This window comes from Inquilinus limosus (assembly GCF_002195995.1).
Taxonomy (GTDB): domain Bacteria; phylum Pseudomonadota; class Alphaproteobacteria; order DSM-16000; family Inquilinaceae; genus Inquilinus; species Inquilinus limosus_C.
Map to the genome: position 1 here is coordinate 82,893 of NZ_NHON01000014.1, position 14,165 is coordinate 97,057.

Genomic DNA, 14,165 nt, shown 5'->3' on the forward strand with positions numbered 1-14,165 from the left:
CCGGAGGGGCAATGCCCGCCTGCAGGTTCCACCATCCCGGATGCGCCCCATGCCGAATCCCGAGAATCTCCGCAAGCAGGCCAAGACCGTCCTGCGCTGGCACCGCGACCGGCACCACCCGGTGGCCGAGCAGATCCGGGCCTGGCTGCCCCGCTTCGCGCAGCTGACCGACGCCGAGGTGCTGGCCCGGCCCTTCACCCTGGCCGACGCGCAGGAGCTGGTGGCGCGGCGCGAGGGCTTCGACAGCTGGCAGGCCCTGGTCCGGGGCCTCGACGCTACGCCCGGCCCCGCGCTGGGGTCGCAGGGGCGGCCGGTGCTGGGCCCGGCCGAGCCGCAGCTGCTGGTCGCCGACATCCGGGCGGCCTGCGACTTCTACGTCGGAACGTTCGGCTTCACGGTGGTCTTCGCCTATGGCGAGCCGCCCTTCTATGCCCAGGTGGCGCGCGACCGGGCACGGCTGAATCTGCGATGGGTCCAGGGGCCGGTCTTCGCCCCCGGCTTCCGCGAGCGCGAGGCCGATGTCCTGGCCGCGACGGTCACGGTTGACGACCCAAAGGCGCTGTTCCTGGAGCTGCAGGCCGCCGGCGCGCCGTTCCACCAGCCGCTGCGGACCGAGCCCTGGGGCGCCCGCACCTTCATCATCCGCGACCCGGACGGCAACCTGGTCGCCTTCGCCGGGTGAGGGGCGGGGTCAGGCCAGCCCTTCCAGCCGGCGCCGCTCGAGCAGGAAGGCGTCGCCGAAGGACAGCTTCGCCGTGGTCGGCGACCGCCGGTCCAGCACCCGCCAGAACGGGGTGATCCCGACCGGGTCCGCGCCCTGCCGGTGCGCCTCCCACGCCGCCTCGGCGACGATGCGCAGGTGGAAGCCGGTGGTGATCGGGCAGGTCACCTGCGCCCCGTGCCGCCGGGCCAATTCGCGGCGCAGCGCCGGCACGTCCATGGCGCTGCCCGTCGGGATGACGCGGATGAAGGCGTCGATCAGCCGCGGCGTCGGCACCAGCATGATCTCGCCGGCCTTCATCCCGGCGATGTCGACCAGGACCGGCTTGACCTGGTGCGGCCGCGGGTCGTTCAGCTTCTCGGTCCAGGATGTCGCCATCGGTGCCTCCTTCCGTTGACGCCAGGATAGCCCGTGCGGATTGACAGATCCTGCGAAGCTGCCGGTCGAACGCTACTTCATCAGCGAGATCCGGCCTTGCTCGACGCTCCAGATCCGTCTGTCCATGGTGCCGACAGTCAAAGGCAGCCCGTACAGCAGCGTCACGAACACATGGGTTTCGGTCGGCGTCGGAGACAGCAATTCGGTCACGACGTCGGCAACGGGTACACTTCCGGGAGGGAGCTCGAAGCGGGGCGCCAGGCACGTCTTCGTCAGGTTCGCCGACGACAGGATCCGCTTGCCGTCCGCGCTGACCAGGGTGCGGTGATGGCCGCCATACATCCTCACCTGTGGATCCGTGGTCGCGGCCAGGAGATAGACAAGCCAGTTCCGGCTGCCGGGATCGCGGAAGACCACCGTGTTGTAGGTAAGAGGCGGCGCGCACAGCGGAGCGAAGCCGGAGATCGCCAGGTTCCTGGCGGCGAACTGGATGGCCTGCTCCGGCGTCAAGGCCGAATTCGCCGGCCGCGTCATGGCGACGGCCCGGCCATCCCGGTCGACGGTCACGTCATAGGCCGCCTCGAACCGGTCGCCCCTCTGCCGGATAAAGCGCACCAGAATGCCCGGACCCGATGTATCCGTGACCCAGCCGCGCATATCCGCTGCCCGCAGATTGGCTCCCTGAGCGAAAGCGAGATCCGTCGCCCGGGCGGCGGCGTTGTCGAGGACGTAGATGGTGCGGCCCAGGGCCTCGATCCGCTGGATCTCCGGCGACGCCTGCGGAACCAGGCGGGAGCCGGCGATCTCCGACGCCGTGGCCGGGCCGCGGGCGCCGGGCGGCGTCGCGCTGTTGCAGCCGGCCAGGACGGCCAGCAGGACGAGCGGCAGCGTCGCGCGCCGCAACACGCGGGCCGCGCCGGACCGGCGCAGCAAAGCGGTGGTGTCGATCATATGGTCCCCCCTGTGCCGCCAGCATGCCGCGTCGCGCGGCGGCGGCCAAGGGCGGACCTTACTGCTGCATCGTGGCGATGGTGCCGTGGGCCACCAGCCAGCGCTTGCCGTCCGCCGCCACGACGATCAGCGGCAGGTTCTGGCGCAGGCTCAGGAAGACATGGACCTCCGTCGGGATCTTCGAGACCGGCTCCGCCACCATGAAGGCCACGGCCGGGTGGCCCTCGGCCGTCTTCTGGCCGGCCAGGCAGGAAGGCGGCGGCAGCCGGCCGCCGGACAGGATGCGGCCGCCATCCGGGCTGACCAGGAAGCGGAAATGGCCGCCGACCATGAACACGCCGGGATCCTCCGACGTCGCCAGGGCGTAGACCCGCCAGTTGCGGGTGCCGGGGTCGCGGAACGCCACCGGCCGGTAGGTCTTGGAACAGGGCTGCTCCAGCCGGCCCAGGGCGGTCTGCGCCGCGGCGAACTGGGCGGCCTGGTCCGGCGTCAGCGGCGCGCCGTCGCGGCGGGTCAGCACCGGGGCGGCGCCGCCGGCATCGACCGTGACGTCATAGGCCGCCTCCGGCCCCTGGCTGCCGCGGCGGACGAAACGGACCAGGATGCCGTTCGCCGCCGGCTCGGTCACCCAGCCGACGACGCCGCCGGATTGCGGGTCGACGCCGTTGCGGCGCAGCGTGGCGCTGGCCAGGGCGGCGGCGCCGTCGATGGCGAAGATCTGCCGGCCCAGGGTCGTGGCCTGGCGGAAGGCCGGCCCGGTCTCCGGCACCGCGTTGGACGGCGCGCCGGCATCGGCGGGCGGGATGGTCTGGCCGGGCGGCGCGCTCTGCTGGGCCAGGGCGCCGGAGGCGGGCAGGGCTATCGCCGCCAGCAGCAGCCCGGCCGGCGCGAGGCGGCGGCGAAACGCGAAGGATTCCGGTCGCATGCTGTCTCCGCTGTGATCGGCGGCCACCATGCCCCGGCTCGCCGGCCGGGCCAACCCCGGCTGTCAGGAATCAACGGGGCCCCAGTCCAATCGTGCCTTGTCGGCCTTGGCCTTCGCCTCTTCCGCCGTGGCCCCGGCGCGAAGATGCGTGTCGTAGACGATCTTTCGCCAGCTCCGCTCCGCCTGCAGCCGCCAATGCATGGTCAGGACGAACAGCGTCCCGATCACGGCGACGCCCAGGATGGCGCCGACCTGCCAGGGCAGCACGATCAGCAGGACGGTGAACAGCAGCAGCGCGCCGGGAATGACGAAGGCCATCGCGCCCTCCGGATCCGTGGGGCCGTCACCCCGAGGGTCGGCCGGAGATGTGGCGCGATCAAGGCCGGCCCCGGCGCGGGTGCGGCGAGCGCATCGCAGCGGCACTAAACATTTGACGTACTCGGATTCGACCTTCGGGTTTAAGTCCATGGCCGTCCGGAGCGACTCGCCGGTTGATGAGGAGAGCGATCGATGGCTGCGACTCCCTGCGCCACCTGCCCGCTGCGCAGCCAGCCGCTGTTCAAGACGAACACGGCGGAGGAGATCGAGTTCATCGCCGGCATGCGCCGCGGCAACCTGAAATACCCGGCCGGGGCGCAGATCCTGTCCCAGGGCGACGACGACAGCGACCTGTACACCCTGTTCTCCGGCTGGGCCTTCCGGTTCAAGGAGCTGGAGGATGGGCGGCGGCAGATCCTGAACATCCTGATGCCGGGCGACTTCATGGGCTTCCACATCGCGCCGCAGACCGGCGCGCCCTACGGCATCGAATGCCTGACCGATGTCGAGGTCTGCGTCTTCCCGCGGCGGCGGTTGTGGGACCTGTTCCGCAACCATCCGAGCCTGGCCTACGACATCACCTGGCTGACCGCGCATGAGGAAGGCATCGTCGACGACAACCTGCTGTCGGTTGGCCAGCGCTCGGGGGTGGAGCGGGTGGCGACCATCGTGCTCGCCGTCTACAAGCGGGCGCGGCAGCTGGACTTGGTCAGGGACAACAGGCTCGACTTCCCGCTGACCCAGAGCCACATCGCCGACATGCTGGGCATGTCGCTGATCCACACCAACCGGGTGCTGCGCCGGCTGCATCGCGACGGCGTCTTCACCCTGGCGCGCAAGAAGCTGCAGGTGCACGACACCCGCGCCCTGCGGTCGCTCGCCGCATGGGCCGAGGCGCCCGTGCCGAAACGGCCACTGATCTGAGTTTCCGCTGTTTGTCCCCGTATAGGCCCGGTGCGCGGCGTCGCCGCGACGCCCGCCCCGTGCCGTTCGTTGCAACCCAGAGGAGAGTATGACCATGGCGACCCGCAACCTCGAACAGGATGTCGACGCCCTGACCCAGACGCTGGCGGAGCTGCGGGCCGAGATCGGCAGCCTGGCCGGCCGTGCCGGCGGTGCCGCGGAGGAGGCGATCGGCGCCGGGCGGCGGGGCGCGCGCCGCGTCGGCCGCGCGGCCGACGCGATGGCCGAGGAGCTGCAGGGCCATGTCGCCGAGCGGCCGCTGACCGCGCTGGGCCTGGCCTTCGTCGCCGGCCTGGCGATCGGCCGCTTCCTCTGCCGCTGATCCCTGCGGCACCTGGGAACTCCCAGCGAAGCGGTGCCGTTACCTCACCGGTCCGTCCCGGATCGGTTTCCTAACCACGGAGGAAATCCAATGGACAAGGATCGCATCAAGGGCGCGGTCGACCAGGCGGTCGGCAAGGGCAAGACGGCGGCCGGCAAGGTGACCGGCGACCGCAAGCTCGAGGCCGAGGGCCGGGCGCAGGCCGCGTCGGGCAAGGTCCAGTCCGCCGCCGGCAAGGTGAAGGACGCCGTCCGGGACGTTCTGAAGACGTAAGGAGCAGACCATGATCACACGCATCGTTCTCATCGCCGGCCTGCTGGCCGCCGGCCTTGGCATGGCCGCCTGCGACAACACCGTCCGCGGCTTCGGCCAGGACACACAGAAGGCCGGGCAGGGCATCGAGCAGTCAACCAAGCCGAACCCGCCCTGACCGGCCGGCCCGGGCGGATGGGCCCACCATCCGCCCGGGCGTCCCGATCTCCCTGATCTCCGCGCCGCAGCCTGAAGGACCCCGCCCCGCATGGATCTGATCCGGATCATCATCGCCATCCTGCTGCCGCCGCTGGGGGTATTCCTCCAGGTCGGCTTCGGCGGGGCGTTCTGGCTCAACATCCTGCTGACCCTGCTGGGTTACATCCCGGGCATCGTCCACGCGGTCTGGGTGATCGCGAAGAAATAGCGCGGCACTGGAATCCGGGCCGCCGATCGGAGAGGCTGGCGCGGTCGCCCACCGACCGGAGTCGCAGCCATGCCCAGCACCAGGATCGCCCCCTACGGCTTCTGGAGGTCGCCGATCACCTCCGACCTGATCGTGGCGCAGTCGATCGGCCTGTCCGAGGTCCGGCTGGACGGCGATGCGATCTGGTGGCTGGAGGGCCGGCCGCAGGAAGGCGGGCGCAGCGTGCTGATGCGCCGCGCGCCCGATGGCGCGGTGGCCGAGATCAGCCCGCCTGACTTCAACATCCGCACCCGGGTGCATGAATATGGCGGCGGCGCCTGGACCGTCGCCGACGGCACCGTCTTCTTCTCGAACGACCGCCCCGGCCCGGCCGGCGCGCGGCCCGACCGCCGGCTGTACCGCCAGGCGCCCGGCGCCGCCCCGGTCGCGGTGACCGCCGCCACCGGCGAGGCCGGCGAGGAATGGCGCTTCGCCGACGGCCTGGTCGATCCGCGCCGGCGCCTGTGGATCGGCGTCGGCGAGCGGCACCAGCCCGGCCGGGCCCATCCCGACAACATGATCGTCGCCGTGCCGCTGGAGGGCGAGGGCGCCGGCAGCATCCGCATCCTGGCGCAGGGCCACGACTTCTTCGCCTCGCCCCGGCTGTCGCCGGATGGCGGGCGGCTGGCCTGGCTGGCCTGGGACCATCCGAACATGCCCTGGGTCGAGACCACGCTGTTCGTCGCCGACCTCGACGCCGCAGGCGCGCCGGCCGGGACGCCGCGGGCGGTGGCCGGCGGGTCGGGCGAATCCGTGTTCCAGCCGGAATGGTCGCCCGACGGGCAATGGCTGGTCTTCGCCGCTGACCGCTCCGGCTGGTGGAACCTGTATCGCTGCGACGGCAATGGCGGCCCGGTCGAGCCGGTGCTGGCGATGGCGGCGGAGTTCGGCCAGCCGCAATGGGTGTTCGGCCTGTCCGCCTATGCCTTCTCCGGCCCTGGTCGCCTGCTGTGCAGCTATATCGAAGGCGGCCTGGGCAAGCTGGCCCTGGTCGATCTCCTCACCGGTGCGCTGACGCCGGTCGACATCCCCTTCACCGATATCAGCTCGGTCCGCGCCGATGAGCGGATCGCGGTGTTTCGCGCCGGCTCGCCGCGCGACCCGGCCCAGATCGTCCGCCTCGACCTCGCCACCGGGCGGTGGGAGGTGCTGAAGCGGGCGACCGGGATCGGCCAGGACCCGGCGCTGCGCGGCTTCTTCGCCCCGGCCCAGCCGGTCGAGTTCCCGACCGCCGGCGGCCGCACCGCCCATGGCCTCTACTATCCGCCGACCAGCGCGGACCATGCGGCGCCGGATGGCGACGTGCCGCCGCTGGTGGTGAAGATCCATGGCGGCCCGACCTCCGCCGCCTCCTCGACGCTCAATCTCGGCATCCAGTACTGGACCAGCCGCGGCATCGCCGTGCTCGACGTCAACTATGGCGGCAGCACCGGCTATGGCCGGGCCTATCGCGACCGGCTGAACCTGACCTGGGGCGTGGTCGACGTGCAGGACGCGGTGGCCGGGGCGAAGTATCTGGCGTCGCAGGGCCTGGCCGACGCCGCCCGCTCGGTGATCACCGGCGGCAGCGCCGGCGGCTACACCGCCCTGGCGGCGCTGGCCTTCGACAGCTATTTCGCCGGCGGCGCCAGCCATTTCGGCGTCAGCGACGCGGCAGCGCTGGCGCGCGACACGCACAAATTCGAGTCGCGCTATCTCGATTGGCTGATCGGCCCGTATCCGGCGGAGGCGGAACGGTACCGCGAGCGGTCGCCGCTGTTCCACGCCGACAAGCTGTCCAAGCCGGTGATCTTCTTCCAGGGCGACGAGGACGAGGTGGTGCCGCCGAACCAGACCGAGGCGATGGTCGACGCGCTGCGGGCCAAGGGCCAGCCGGTCGGCTATGTCCTGTTCGCGGGCGAGCAGCACGGCTTCCGCAAGGCCGCCAACATCCAGCGCGCCCTGGACGGCGAGCTGGCCTTCTACGCCGTGGAGATCTTCAAGACCGGGCTGGCCTTCTAGGCATCGCCGCGGCCGGGCCAACCGGTCCGGCCGCGGTGGCCGGCTTACTTGTGGATCGGCGTCGTCAGCTGGGTCTCGCTGGTGTCGACGACGAAGACGGCCAGCAGCTTGGCCGGCTCGGTCTTGCTGCCGTTCGAGCTGACGGCGTGGCGGTCGCCCGGCAGCTCGGTGAAGCTCTGCCCGGCGGTGTAGGTCGTGACCGGCCCGTCATTGACCTGGCTGGTGATCGAGCCTTCCAGCACCGTCGCATAGATGAAGGCCGACTTGGCGTGGGTGTGGGCGTCGGACGACCCGCCCGGGGCGTATTCTACCAGGAAGGCCTTCAGGCTCTTGCCCGGGATATTGGGGATCACATGGTCGTAGACCAGCGTCACCTTCGAGCCGACATCGGCGGCCAAGGCGGGGGCCGCCAGGGCCGGGACCGAGACCAGGGCGGTGAGCGCGAGGGCGCCGAGGATGTGTTTCATGGCTGTGTCCTTCAGGTTGGGATGAAACAGGGACGGAGGATCAGGCCCTTGCCCGGGCCCGGTGGAACCACGCCTCGAACCGGGTCATGCCGAGGCGCGGGGCGCTGTTGGGAACCGGCGGGCGGTCGTCGGACGCTGTGCCCGGCCAGCGGGCGTGGATGTCGCTGACGACCGCGCGCGGGTCCTCCGTCGCCCGCAGGTAGCGGGCGACCAGCTCGCTCAGCCGCAGCCGTTCCGGCCCGGCGATCTCGATGGTGTCGTTGAGCGGGGCGCCCAGCGCGATCCGGGCCACGAAGGCGGCCACGTCGTCGGGGGCGATCGGCTGCACGGCCGCCGGCGGCAGGCGGAGGATGGCGCCGGCCGCCGCCGACCGGGCGATGCCGCCCAGGAACTCGAACAGCTGGGTCGAATGGATGAGGGTGTAGGGCAGGCCGGAGGCGTGGATCAGCCGCTCCTGCGTCATCCGGCCGCGGGTACCGCTGCCCTGTCGCGGCCGCTCCGTCCCGGCCACCGACAGCGCCACATGATGTCCGATGCCGGCAGCCGCCTCGGCGGCGAGCAGGGCGCGCTGCGCGGCCGCGAAGGCCTCCAGCGCCGCGGCGTCGCGGCAGGAGGCCGCGTCCGTCATGTCGACCACCACCTGCGCGCCGGCCAGGGCCGGCCCCGGGGCGTTGCCGGTGGATGCGACCTCATGGCCCGCCTGCCGGAGGAGCCGGGTGGTCCTGGCGCCGATCGGGCCGGAGCCGCCGATGATCACGACCTTCATGTTCCGCCTCGTGTTGCCGAGGCGCCGCCGCCCGTTTGTCCTGCCGGACCCGGCGCCTCGACCCCAAGACGAGGCAGGGGCCGCGGATGTGACAGGGCGGCGTCCGGCCCCGCGCCGCCGGCCGGCGCCAGTCAGGCCAGGCGCAGGAGGGCCCGGAGCGGCCGGGGCTGGCGGTCGAGGTCCAGTGCGCGAACGAACAGGCCGGCATAGCGCAGCTTCCGGCGTGCCCCCGCGCCCAGGAAGCGGCGGAGCTGATCGACGAAGCCGGCCTGCCGCCACGCGGCCTGGTGCTGGAGGGTGCGGAACGATGCGAGGTCCCCCGCCTGCGCCAGGATCGCCTCGATGGCGTCCGGCCCGACCGCGCGGATCAGCTCATCCTCCAGGTCGCGGTCACAGACGAAGAAGCCCGCTTCCTCCAGCTCGCCGCGCGTCTCTGGCCGGGCATAGCCGGCCCGGGCCAGCTCGCGGCGGAAGTGCCGCTCCTCGGCGGCATCGCACAGGCCGCTGACGCGCAGCCCGGCGCCGGCCGGTCCGAAGCGGGCGAGGAACTTCGACACCGACCGGGCGCCGCCGATCGGCACCACGGCCACGCCGTCCTCTGTCAGGTCCCGTCCCTGCAGGCTCGCCAGGGTCTCGACCGCGATCTGGTCGCTGATGCCCTCGACCAGCACGACGGACCGGGCGTGCCGGGCGCGGTCCAGCGCAGCGGCGGTGGCCCGCAGCGGCGCATCGGCCCCGCTCGCATATCCTGGAACGGAACGCTCCCGCCACCGGCGCCGCGCGCCGTCGGGGCGGTCCCCCGATCGCGGCGGCGTCCTATCCTCGGCTTTGCTGGGCAACCCGGCCATCCATGCGGTCCGACAGGCCCCGTGATCGTACACATCCCCGGCGGCCGCTGGCGAGCCCGCGGCGGACCTGCTAGCGGCCCGCCTCCGCCTTCGGGGCCTCCCTGGCGAAGAAGGCATAGGTGGCGGTGTAGGGAACGCCGATCCGGGTGCCGGGCCGGACGGGCGGCGTCGCGGGGGCGGCCCCGCCATGCGCGGCCAGGCGCTCGACATAGGACACCCCGGCCAGGACGCCGGAGGCCGGATCCGCCGCCACCGTGATCAGCAGCGCCGGGATGTCCGCGGGGTCGGCCGACGGCGCGGAGACCATCGGCACCGCCGGGTCGCGCGCCACCTTGCTGCCGTCGGCCGCCTCCCAGGACGGGCCGGCATAGTGATAGATCGTGACCCGGCCGTCCTGGCCGCTCAGGCGGGGACCGGTCAGCCGGGCCAGCGGCGCCTCCAGCTCCCAATGCAGCGCGCCGCCGGTGTCGGCGCTGCGGTAGATCTGGACGCCGGAGGCCTTGGCGATGAACAGCAGCCGCGCATCGGCCGGGCTCTGCAGGGCCGGGGCGGGCGCCGCCGCGGCCGGCAGGGCGGCCAGCAGCAGGCAGGCGCACAGGGCATATCGAGACATCGCAATCACCCGGGCGGAGAATGATGGAGGGAAGGACATGGCCAATTCCGTGCCGGGTCCGATGCTGGCCTGCCGCCGCTACGGAAGCGTGTCGCCATCATTGCATTCGCAACGGGACCGGTGTCCGCGCCGCCTCAGCCGCCCCCGGCGAAATAGCGGCCGGGCGTGACGCCGAAGGCCTTGCGGAAGCCGGCGACGAAGGCGCTCGGTCCCTCATAGCCCAGCCGGTCGGAGACATCGCCGACCGAGGCGCCGAGCGACAGCCATTCCACCGCCTTGAGCAGCCGGGCCTGGCGCCGCCAGGCGCGGAAGCTCAGGCCGGTCTCGGCCCGGAAATGCCGCTCGAAGGAGCGCTCGGACAGGGCCGCCCGCCCGGCCACCTCGGCCAGGCCGTCGGCCCGCGCCGGGTCGGCGGCGAGATCGGCCACGGCGCGCCGCAGCCGGGCTGATTCCGGCATCGGCAGGTGCAGCGGCGCGATCGGCTCGGTCACCAGCTGGTCGAGGATCACGCCGACGATCCGTCCCGCAGGGCCGTCGGCCGCGGCCCCGTCGCGGGGATGGCCCAGCAGCGCCAGCACCAGCTCGCGCAGCAGCGGCGACAGCCGGATCACCGACGGCTCGGGCGGCAGTCGGCGTGCCGCCTCCGGCCGCAGGAACAGGTAGCGCAGCGCCGAGCGCTGCAGATAGGTGACGGCGTGCGGCACGTCCGGCGGGATCCACAGCGCGCGCTCGGGCGGCACCACGAAGCTGCCGCGCGCGGTCTCCACCGTCACCGAGCCGGAGACGATGTGGAACAGCTGCGCCCAGCGGTGGCTGTGCGACCGGAAATGCAGCCCGGCCTCGGCCTCGCCGGCATAGACCAGCGCCGGGGCGGGATAGTCCTGCGCCGCCGGCCGGTCGAGATCGGGATGGACCAGATTCTCCGGATGAACCATGGCGACTCAGATACAGAAATCGGGCAGATGGCGCCAGATATGTGGCGGCTCACAGATATAAGTGGGCGTAGTCGCGCTAACCCGAAAAGCGGAGACGAGCTTAGGGTGCTCGCCATCGACGCCGGCCCGATGGGCATCGCGGCCGGGCGTCGGCATCCAGCAAGGGAGTCCGATGATGGACAGCGCAACGGCCGTTTCGTGCCGCGAGCCCCGCACCGCGGCGATCCGCCGGACACCGCCGGCCCTGGACCGCATCGCGGCCTGGATCCGGCGGCAGGTGAAGATGTCGCGGGACACCGCGAGGCTGACGGCGCTCGACGACCATCTGCTCGCGGATATGGGGCTGACCCGCGGCGAGATCCGCGGCCTGGTGCGCCGCGGCCGTCTGCCGGCCGGATGGACCGGGCGGTAGCGGCGAGAGCCGGAATGGCGGGCGTCCTGGCCGGCCATGGTGCCCGCCTCCCGCGTTCGGAACGCATTCCGTCCTGCCCCATGATGGCTACAGGCCCTTGACCCGCCGGCCTTCGACCTCCGTAGAATCGGCCATGCCACCGTCGAGACTCGCCAGGGAAGCGGGGCGCCAGGCCTTCGGGGCCGACCCGGCCAACTATCACGATGCCCGCCCGGACTATCCGGACTGGGTGTTCGGAACGCTCCGGTCCCGCTGCGCCCTCGGGGCGGGGACCACGACGTTCGAGATTGGCGCCGGCACGGGCAAGGCGACCCGCCGGCTCCTCGATCTCGGCGCCCGCCCGCTGGTCGCGGTCGAGCCGGATCCCCGCCTCGCCGAATTCCTGCGGATGGCAAACCTGGACCCGGCGCTGACGGTACAGGTGTCCGCCTTCGAGGACGCGGCGCTGGACGCGGGGGCCTTCGACCTCGGCGTCAGCGCCACCGCCTTCCATTGGCTCGACGAGGAGGCCGCGCTGGCCAAGATCGCGCGCCTGCTGTGCCCCGGCGGCTGGTGGGCGGCGTTCTGGAACGTGTTCGGCGACGACAGCCGGCCCGACCCGTTCCATCTCGCGACCCGGGATCTTCTGCAGGGGTCGGCCAACCCCTCGACCGGCGAGCGGGGCATCCCGTTCGGCCTGGACCGCGAGGCCCGCCTGGCGGCGCTGAAGCGGACCGGCGCCTTCGACATCGTCGACACGGCGACGAGCGTGTGGTCCCTGGTGCTGGACGAGGACCGGACGGCGGCGCTCTATGCGACCTATTCGACCGTCAGCCTCCGCCCCGACCGCGATTCCGTGCTGGCCGGGCTGCGCCGCATCGCCCGCGACGAATTCGGCGGCCGTGTCGTCCGCAACATGACGACCAGCCTGTATATTGCCCGCCGGGCGGCCTGATGGTCCGCACCGCCGGCCACCAGCGGAGGCCCCATGCACCGTCCCGGGCGGATCGCCACCAACCAACCGGAGCGCCGGGCCACGGCATCGGCCTTCGCCGATGCCGGCGTGGCCCGCTGCTACGCGGCCCGGCCGCCCTATGCCCCGGCGCTGTATGAGTTCCTGCTCAACCAGGTGGCGGGGCGGCGTCGGGTGCTGGACCTGGGCTGCGGGCCGGGCAAGATCGCCATCGTCCTGGCCGGGCATTTCGCCGAGGTGGTCGCGCTTGACCTGTCCACGGCGATGATCGAGGCCGGGCGGGCGGCGGATGCCGGCCGGCATGGCGGCATCGCCTGGACCGTCGGGACGGCCGAGGCCTACCGGACACATCGCGGCTTCGACCTTGCCACGGCCGGCACCTCGATCCATTGGCTCGATCACGCCGTGGTGTTCCCGAAGCTTGCAAAATGGACCGGGACCCTGGCGGTGATCAGCGGCGACGAGCCGGCTGCTGCCCCCTGCGGCGGCGAGGCCTGGACGGCGTTCCTGGCGCGCTGGATCGCCCGGGTCGGCGGCCGGTACGATCCGGCGGCGGCCGCGGCGGAGGCGAATCGCCACGAGGCCTGGATGGACATCGCCGGCCGGAAGACGTTTCCGTTCACAGCCCGGCAGAGCGTCGCCGAGTTCATCCGGGGCCAGCATTCGCGCGCGACCTGGAGCCTTGCGGTGATGGGCGAGACCCTGGCCGCCGAGTTCGACCGCGAGCTCGAGGCACTGATGCGGCCCTTCGCGACCGACGGGCAGCTGTCGCTCGACATGGTCTCGACCCTGACCTGGGGCGCGCCACGCCGGACGCCGCAGGGCGCGGCGACAGGGGGTTAGGCGCGCAGTGCCCGCCGCACCACCGGCTCCAGCACCGCGTCGACCGCGGCAGGGTCGTCCCACGCCAGCTCGACGCGCAGCGCCTCGACCATCGGCCGGGCCTCGGGCGGCAGGCGGACCAGGTCCTTCTCCGTGGTCACCGGCACGGCCTGCCGCTCCTGCGCCGTCTCGACCAGCCGCATCACCTCGTCCGGCGTGTAGGCGTGGTGGTCGGGGAAGGGGACCGCGCCGACGATCTCGGCCCCCAGCTCGGCCAGGGTGGCGAAGAATTTCTCGGGCCGGCCGATGCCGGCGAAGGCCAGGACCTTGCGGCCGCGCAGCCGGGCGACATCCTCCGCTGCCGGCACCAGCCGGGCCCCCAGGGCCGGCAGGCCGTGGCGGGCGGCGAGATCCCCGATCCCGGCGCGATCCGGGCCCATCACCACCAGGGCATCGGCCCGCTTCAGCCCGTTCGCCGGCCGTTCGCGCAGCGGCCCCGCCGGCAGGATCAGGCCGTTGCCGAAGCCGCTGCCGCCATCGACCACCAGCAGCGACAGATCCTTCGCCAGGCTCGGATTCTGGAAGCCGTCATCCATCAGGATCAGCCGCGCCCCCGCGGCGGCCGCGGCACGGGCACCGGCCGGCCGGTCGCGCGAGATCCAGGCCGGCGCGGCCCGGGCCAGCAGCAGCGGCTCGTCCCCGACCTCGGCGGCCGAATGCCGGTCGACCCGCACCGGCCCGGCCAGCGACCCGCCATGGCCGCGGCTGAGGAAGTGGACGGTGATGCCGATCTCGGCCAGCCGCCGCCCCAGCGCCAGCGCCACCGGCGTCTTGCCGGCGCCGCCCGCCACCAGGTTGCCGATGCAGACCACCGGCACCGGCGCGCGCTGCGGCGAGACCCAGGCCCGGCGCAGCCGGGAGGCGGCGTCGTAGAGCGCGCCGGCCGAGGCCAGCAGCCAGGCCGCCGGCGTCGCCCGCGGGCGATACCAGAAGCCGGGGGTCTTCATGATCTCTTGTCCCCCCTCCCCCCGCGGGAGGGGGGTAGGGGGAGGG

At 72.6% G+C, this 14,165-nt stretch carries 20 protein-coding genes; 10 read left to right on the forward strand and 10 right to left on the reverse strand.

Annotated features, from left to right (window positions below; translation table 11 throughout):
• Positions 1–49 precede the first annotated feature (49 nt).
• Positions 50–682: a VOC family protein gene (locus tag BWR60_RS10215; RefSeq protein ID WP_088150906.1), complete on the forward strand. Its 633-nt coding sequence runs from the start codon at positions 50–52 to the stop codon at positions 680–682.
• Between the two features lie 9 nt (positions 683–691).
• Here BWR60_RS10215 and BWR60_RS10220 read toward each other — a convergent pair whose 3' ends face one another.
• The 4 genes from BWR60_RS10220 to BWR60_RS10235 all read right to left on the reverse strand — a co-directional run bounded on the left by BWR60_RS10220 (position 692) and on the right by BWR60_RS10235 (position 3,293).
• Positions 692–1,099 carry a hypothetical protein gene (locus BWR60_RS10220; protein ID WP_088150907.1) on the reverse strand — a complete coding sequence of 136 codons (408 nt, stop codon included), beginning with the start codon at positions 1,097–1,099 and terminating at the stop codon, positions 692–694.
• Positions 1,100–1,171: 72 nt separating this feature from the next.
• Positions 1,172–2,050, reverse strand: a complete 879-nt coding sequence (locus BWR60_RS10225) for a hypothetical protein (RefSeq protein WP_088150908.1) — start codon at positions 2,048–2,050, stop codon at positions 1,172–1,174.
• Positions 2,051–2,108: 58 nt separating this feature from the next.
• Complete coding sequence (locus BWR60_RS10230; protein WP_144445577.1) at positions 2,109–2,975, reverse strand: hypothetical protein; 867 nt, start codon at positions 2,973–2,975, stop codon at positions 2,109–2,111.
• A gap of 63 nt (positions 2,976–3,038) precedes the next feature.
• Entirely contained in the window at positions 3,039–3,293 is a 255-nt protein-coding gene (locus BWR60_RS10235; protein ID WP_088150910.1) for a hypothetical protein, read from the reverse strand.
• Between the two features lie 192 nt (positions 3,294–3,485).
• Here BWR60_RS10235 and BWR60_RS10240 point away from each other — a divergent pair, with 192 nt between their 5' ends.
• The 6 genes from BWR60_RS10240 (at position 3,486) to BWR60_RS10265 (ending at position 7,297) form a co-directional block, all read left to right on the forward strand.
• Positions 3,486–4,217: a Crp/Fnr family transcriptional regulator gene (locus BWR60_RS10240; protein WP_088150911.1), complete on the forward strand. Its 732-nt coding sequence runs from the start codon at positions 3,486–3,488 to the stop codon at positions 4,215–4,217.
• 94 nt (positions 4,218–4,311) lie between these two features.
• Positions 4,312–4,578, forward strand: coding sequence for a hypothetical protein (locus tag BWR60_RS10245; protein WP_144445578.1), 267 nt, complete (start codon positions 4,312–4,314; stop codon positions 4,576–4,578).
• A gap of 90 nt (positions 4,579–4,668) precedes the next feature.
• The gene (locus BWR60_RS10250) at positions 4,669–4,851 is read left to right on the forward strand and encodes a CsbD family protein (protein ID WP_088150913.1); all 183 of its coding nucleotides are present in this window, start codon (positions 4,669–4,671) and stop codon (positions 4,849–4,851) included.
• A 10-nt stretch (positions 4,852–4,861) separates the two neighbouring features.
• Entirely contained in the window at positions 4,862–5,008 is a 147-nt protein-coding gene (locus BWR60_RS10255; protein ID WP_088150914.1) for an entericidin A/B family lipoprotein, read from the forward strand.
• A 90-nt stretch (positions 5,009–5,098) separates the two neighbouring features.
• The gene (locus tag BWR60_RS10260) at positions 5,099–5,257 is read left to right on the forward strand and encodes a YqaE/Pmp3 family membrane protein (RefSeq protein WP_088150915.1); all 159 of its coding nucleotides are present in this window, start codon (positions 5,099–5,101) and stop codon (positions 5,255–5,257) included.
• A gap of 69 nt (positions 5,258–5,326) precedes the next feature.
• Positions 5,327–7,297, forward strand: a complete 1,971-nt coding sequence (locus BWR60_RS10265; RefSeq protein ID WP_088150916.1) for a S9 family peptidase — start codon at positions 5,327–5,329, stop codon at positions 7,295–7,297.
• A 44-nt stretch (positions 7,298–7,341) separates the two neighbouring features.
• On the opposite strand, the gene BWR60_RS10270 is transcribed toward BWR60_RS10265, so the two are convergent.
• The 5 genes from BWR60_RS10270 to BWR60_RS10290 all read right to left on the reverse strand — a co-directional run bounded on the left by BWR60_RS10270 (position 7,342) and on the right by BWR60_RS10290 (position 10,926).
• Positions 7,342–7,764, reverse strand: coding sequence for a cupin domain-containing protein (locus BWR60_RS10270; protein ID WP_088150917.1), 423 nt, complete (start codon positions 7,762–7,764; stop codon positions 7,342–7,344).
• A gap of 40 nt (positions 7,765–7,804) precedes the next feature.
• A complete protein-coding gene (locus tag BWR60_RS10275) occupies positions 7,805–8,530 on the reverse strand; it encodes an SDR family oxidoreductase (protein WP_088150918.1) in 726 nt (241 codons plus the stop codon).
• A gap of 131 nt (positions 8,531–8,661) precedes the next feature.
• Positions 8,662–9,369, reverse strand: coding sequence for a TOPRIM nucleotidyl transferase/hydrolase domain-containing protein (locus tag BWR60_RS10280; RefSeq protein WP_218823431.1), 708 nt, complete (start codon positions 9,367–9,369; stop codon positions 8,662–8,664).
• A 79-nt stretch (positions 9,370–9,448) separates the two neighbouring features.
• Positions 9,449–9,991 carry a DUF3455 domain-containing protein gene (locus BWR60_RS10285; RefSeq protein ID WP_179221709.1) on the reverse strand — a complete coding sequence of 181 codons (543 nt, stop codon included), beginning with the start codon at positions 9,989–9,991 and terminating at the stop codon, positions 9,449–9,451.
• 134 nt (positions 9,992–10,125) lie between these two features.
• Positions 10,126–10,926: an AraC family transcriptional regulator gene (locus BWR60_RS10290; protein WP_088150920.1), complete on the reverse strand. Its 801-nt coding sequence runs from the start codon at positions 10,924–10,926 to the stop codon at positions 10,126–10,128.
• A gap of 175 nt (positions 10,927–11,101) precedes the next feature.
• Between BWR60_RS10290 and BWR60_RS10295 the strand changes: the two genes are divergently transcribed.
• The 3 genes from BWR60_RS10295 to BWR60_RS10305 all read left to right on the forward strand — a co-directional run bounded on the left by BWR60_RS10295 (position 11,102) and on the right by BWR60_RS10305 (position 13,133).
• Complete coding sequence (locus BWR60_RS10295) at positions 11,102–11,338, forward strand: DUF1127 domain-containing protein (RefSeq protein ID WP_179221710.1); 237 nt, start codon at positions 11,102–11,104, stop codon at positions 11,336–11,338.
• A gap of 133 nt (positions 11,339–11,471) precedes the next feature.
• A complete protein-coding gene (locus BWR60_RS10300) occupies positions 11,472–12,272 on the forward strand; it encodes a class I SAM-dependent methyltransferase (RefSeq protein ID WP_088150922.1) in 801 nt (266 codons plus the stop codon).
• Between the two features lie 33 nt (positions 12,273–12,305).
• Positions 12,306–13,133 carry a class I SAM-dependent methyltransferase gene (locus tag BWR60_RS10305; RefSeq protein ID WP_088150923.1) on the forward strand — a complete coding sequence of 276 codons (828 nt, stop codon included), beginning with the start codon at positions 12,306–12,308 and terminating at the stop codon, positions 13,131–13,133.
• On the opposite strand, the gene lpxK is transcribed toward BWR60_RS10305, so the two are convergent.
• The gene (lpxK, locus tag BWR60_RS10310) at positions 13,130–14,119 is read right to left on the reverse strand and encodes a tetraacyldisaccharide 4'-kinase (RefSeq protein WP_088150924.1); all 990 of its coding nucleotides are present in this window, start codon (positions 14,117–14,119) and stop codon (positions 13,130–13,132) included. The two genes, BWR60_RS10305 and lpxK, sit on opposite strands and share 4 nt — an antisense overlap.
• Positions 14,120–14,165 lie beyond the last annotated feature (46 nt).

Bases quoted from the DNA above. Each gene is read 5' to 3' on its own strand.
- BWR60_RS10215 (WP_088150906.1), top strand. From the start codon at position 50: ATGCCGAATCCCGAGAATCTCCGCAAGCAGGCCAAGACCGTCCTGCGC.
- BWR60_RS10220 (WP_088150907.1), bottom strand. From the start codon at position 1,099: ATGGCGACATCCTGGACCGAGAAGCTGAACGACCCGCGGCCGCACCAG.
- BWR60_RS10225 (WP_088150908.1), bottom strand. From the start codon at position 2,050: ATGATCGACACCACCGCTTTGCTGCGCCGGTCCGGCGCGGCCCGCGTG.
- BWR60_RS10230 (WP_144445577.1), bottom strand. From the start codon at position 2,975: ATGCGACCGGAATCCTTCGCGTTTCGCCGCCGCCTCGCGCCGGCCGGG.
- BWR60_RS10235 (WP_088150910.1), bottom strand. From the start codon at position 3,293: ATGGCCTTCGTCATTCCCGGCGCGCTGCTGCTGTTCACCGTCCTGCTG.
- BWR60_RS10240 (WP_088150911.1), top strand. From the start codon at position 3,486: ATGGCTGCGACTCCCTGCGCCACCTGCCCGCTGCGCAGCCAGCCGCTG.
- BWR60_RS10245 (WP_144445578.1), top strand. From the start codon at position 4,312: ATGGCGACCCGCAACCTCGAACAGGATGTCGACGCCCTGACCCAGACG.
- BWR60_RS10250 (WP_088150913.1), top strand. From the start codon at position 4,669: ATGGACAAGGATCGCATCAAGGGCGCGGTCGACCAGGCGGTCGGCAAG.
- BWR60_RS10255 (WP_088150914.1), top strand. From the start codon at position 4,862: ATGATCACACGCATCGTTCTCATCGCCGGCCTGCTGGCCGCCGGCCTT.
- BWR60_RS10260 (WP_088150915.1), top strand. From the start codon at position 5,099: ATGGATCTGATCCGGATCATCATCGCCATCCTGCTGCCGCCGCTGGGG.
- BWR60_RS10265 (WP_088150916.1), top strand. From the start codon at position 5,327: ATGCCCAGCACCAGGATCGCCCCCTACGGCTTCTGGAGGTCGCCGATC.
- BWR60_RS10270 (WP_088150917.1), bottom strand. From the start codon at position 7,764: ATGAAACACATCCTCGGCGCCCTCGCGCTCACCGCCCTGGTCTCGGTC.
- BWR60_RS10275 (WP_088150918.1), bottom strand. From the start codon at position 8,530: ATGAAGGTCGTGATCATCGGCGGCTCCGGCCCGATCGGCGCCAGGACC.
- BWR60_RS10285 (WP_179221709.1), bottom strand. From the start codon at position 9,991: ATGTCTCGATATGCCCTGTGCGCCTGCCTGCTGCTGGCCGCCCTGCCG.
- BWR60_RS10290 (WP_088150920.1), bottom strand. From the start codon at position 10,926: ATGGTTCATCCGGAGAATCTGGTCCATCCCGATCTCGACCGGCCGGCG.
- BWR60_RS10295 (WP_179221710.1), top strand. From the start codon at position 11,102: ATGGACAGCGCAACGGCCGTTTCGTGCCGCGAGCCCCGCACCGCGGCG.
- BWR60_RS10300 (WP_088150922.1), top strand. From the start codon at position 11,472: ATGCCACCGTCGAGACTCGCCAGGGAAGCGGGGCGCCAGGCCTTCGGG.
- BWR60_RS10305 (WP_088150923.1), top strand. From the start codon at position 12,306: ATGCACCGTCCCGGGCGGATCGCCACCAACCAACCGGAGCGCCGGGCC.
- lpxK (WP_088150924.1), bottom strand. From the start codon at position 14,119: ATGAAGACCCCCGGCTTCTGGTATCGCCCGCGGGCGACGCCGGCGGCC.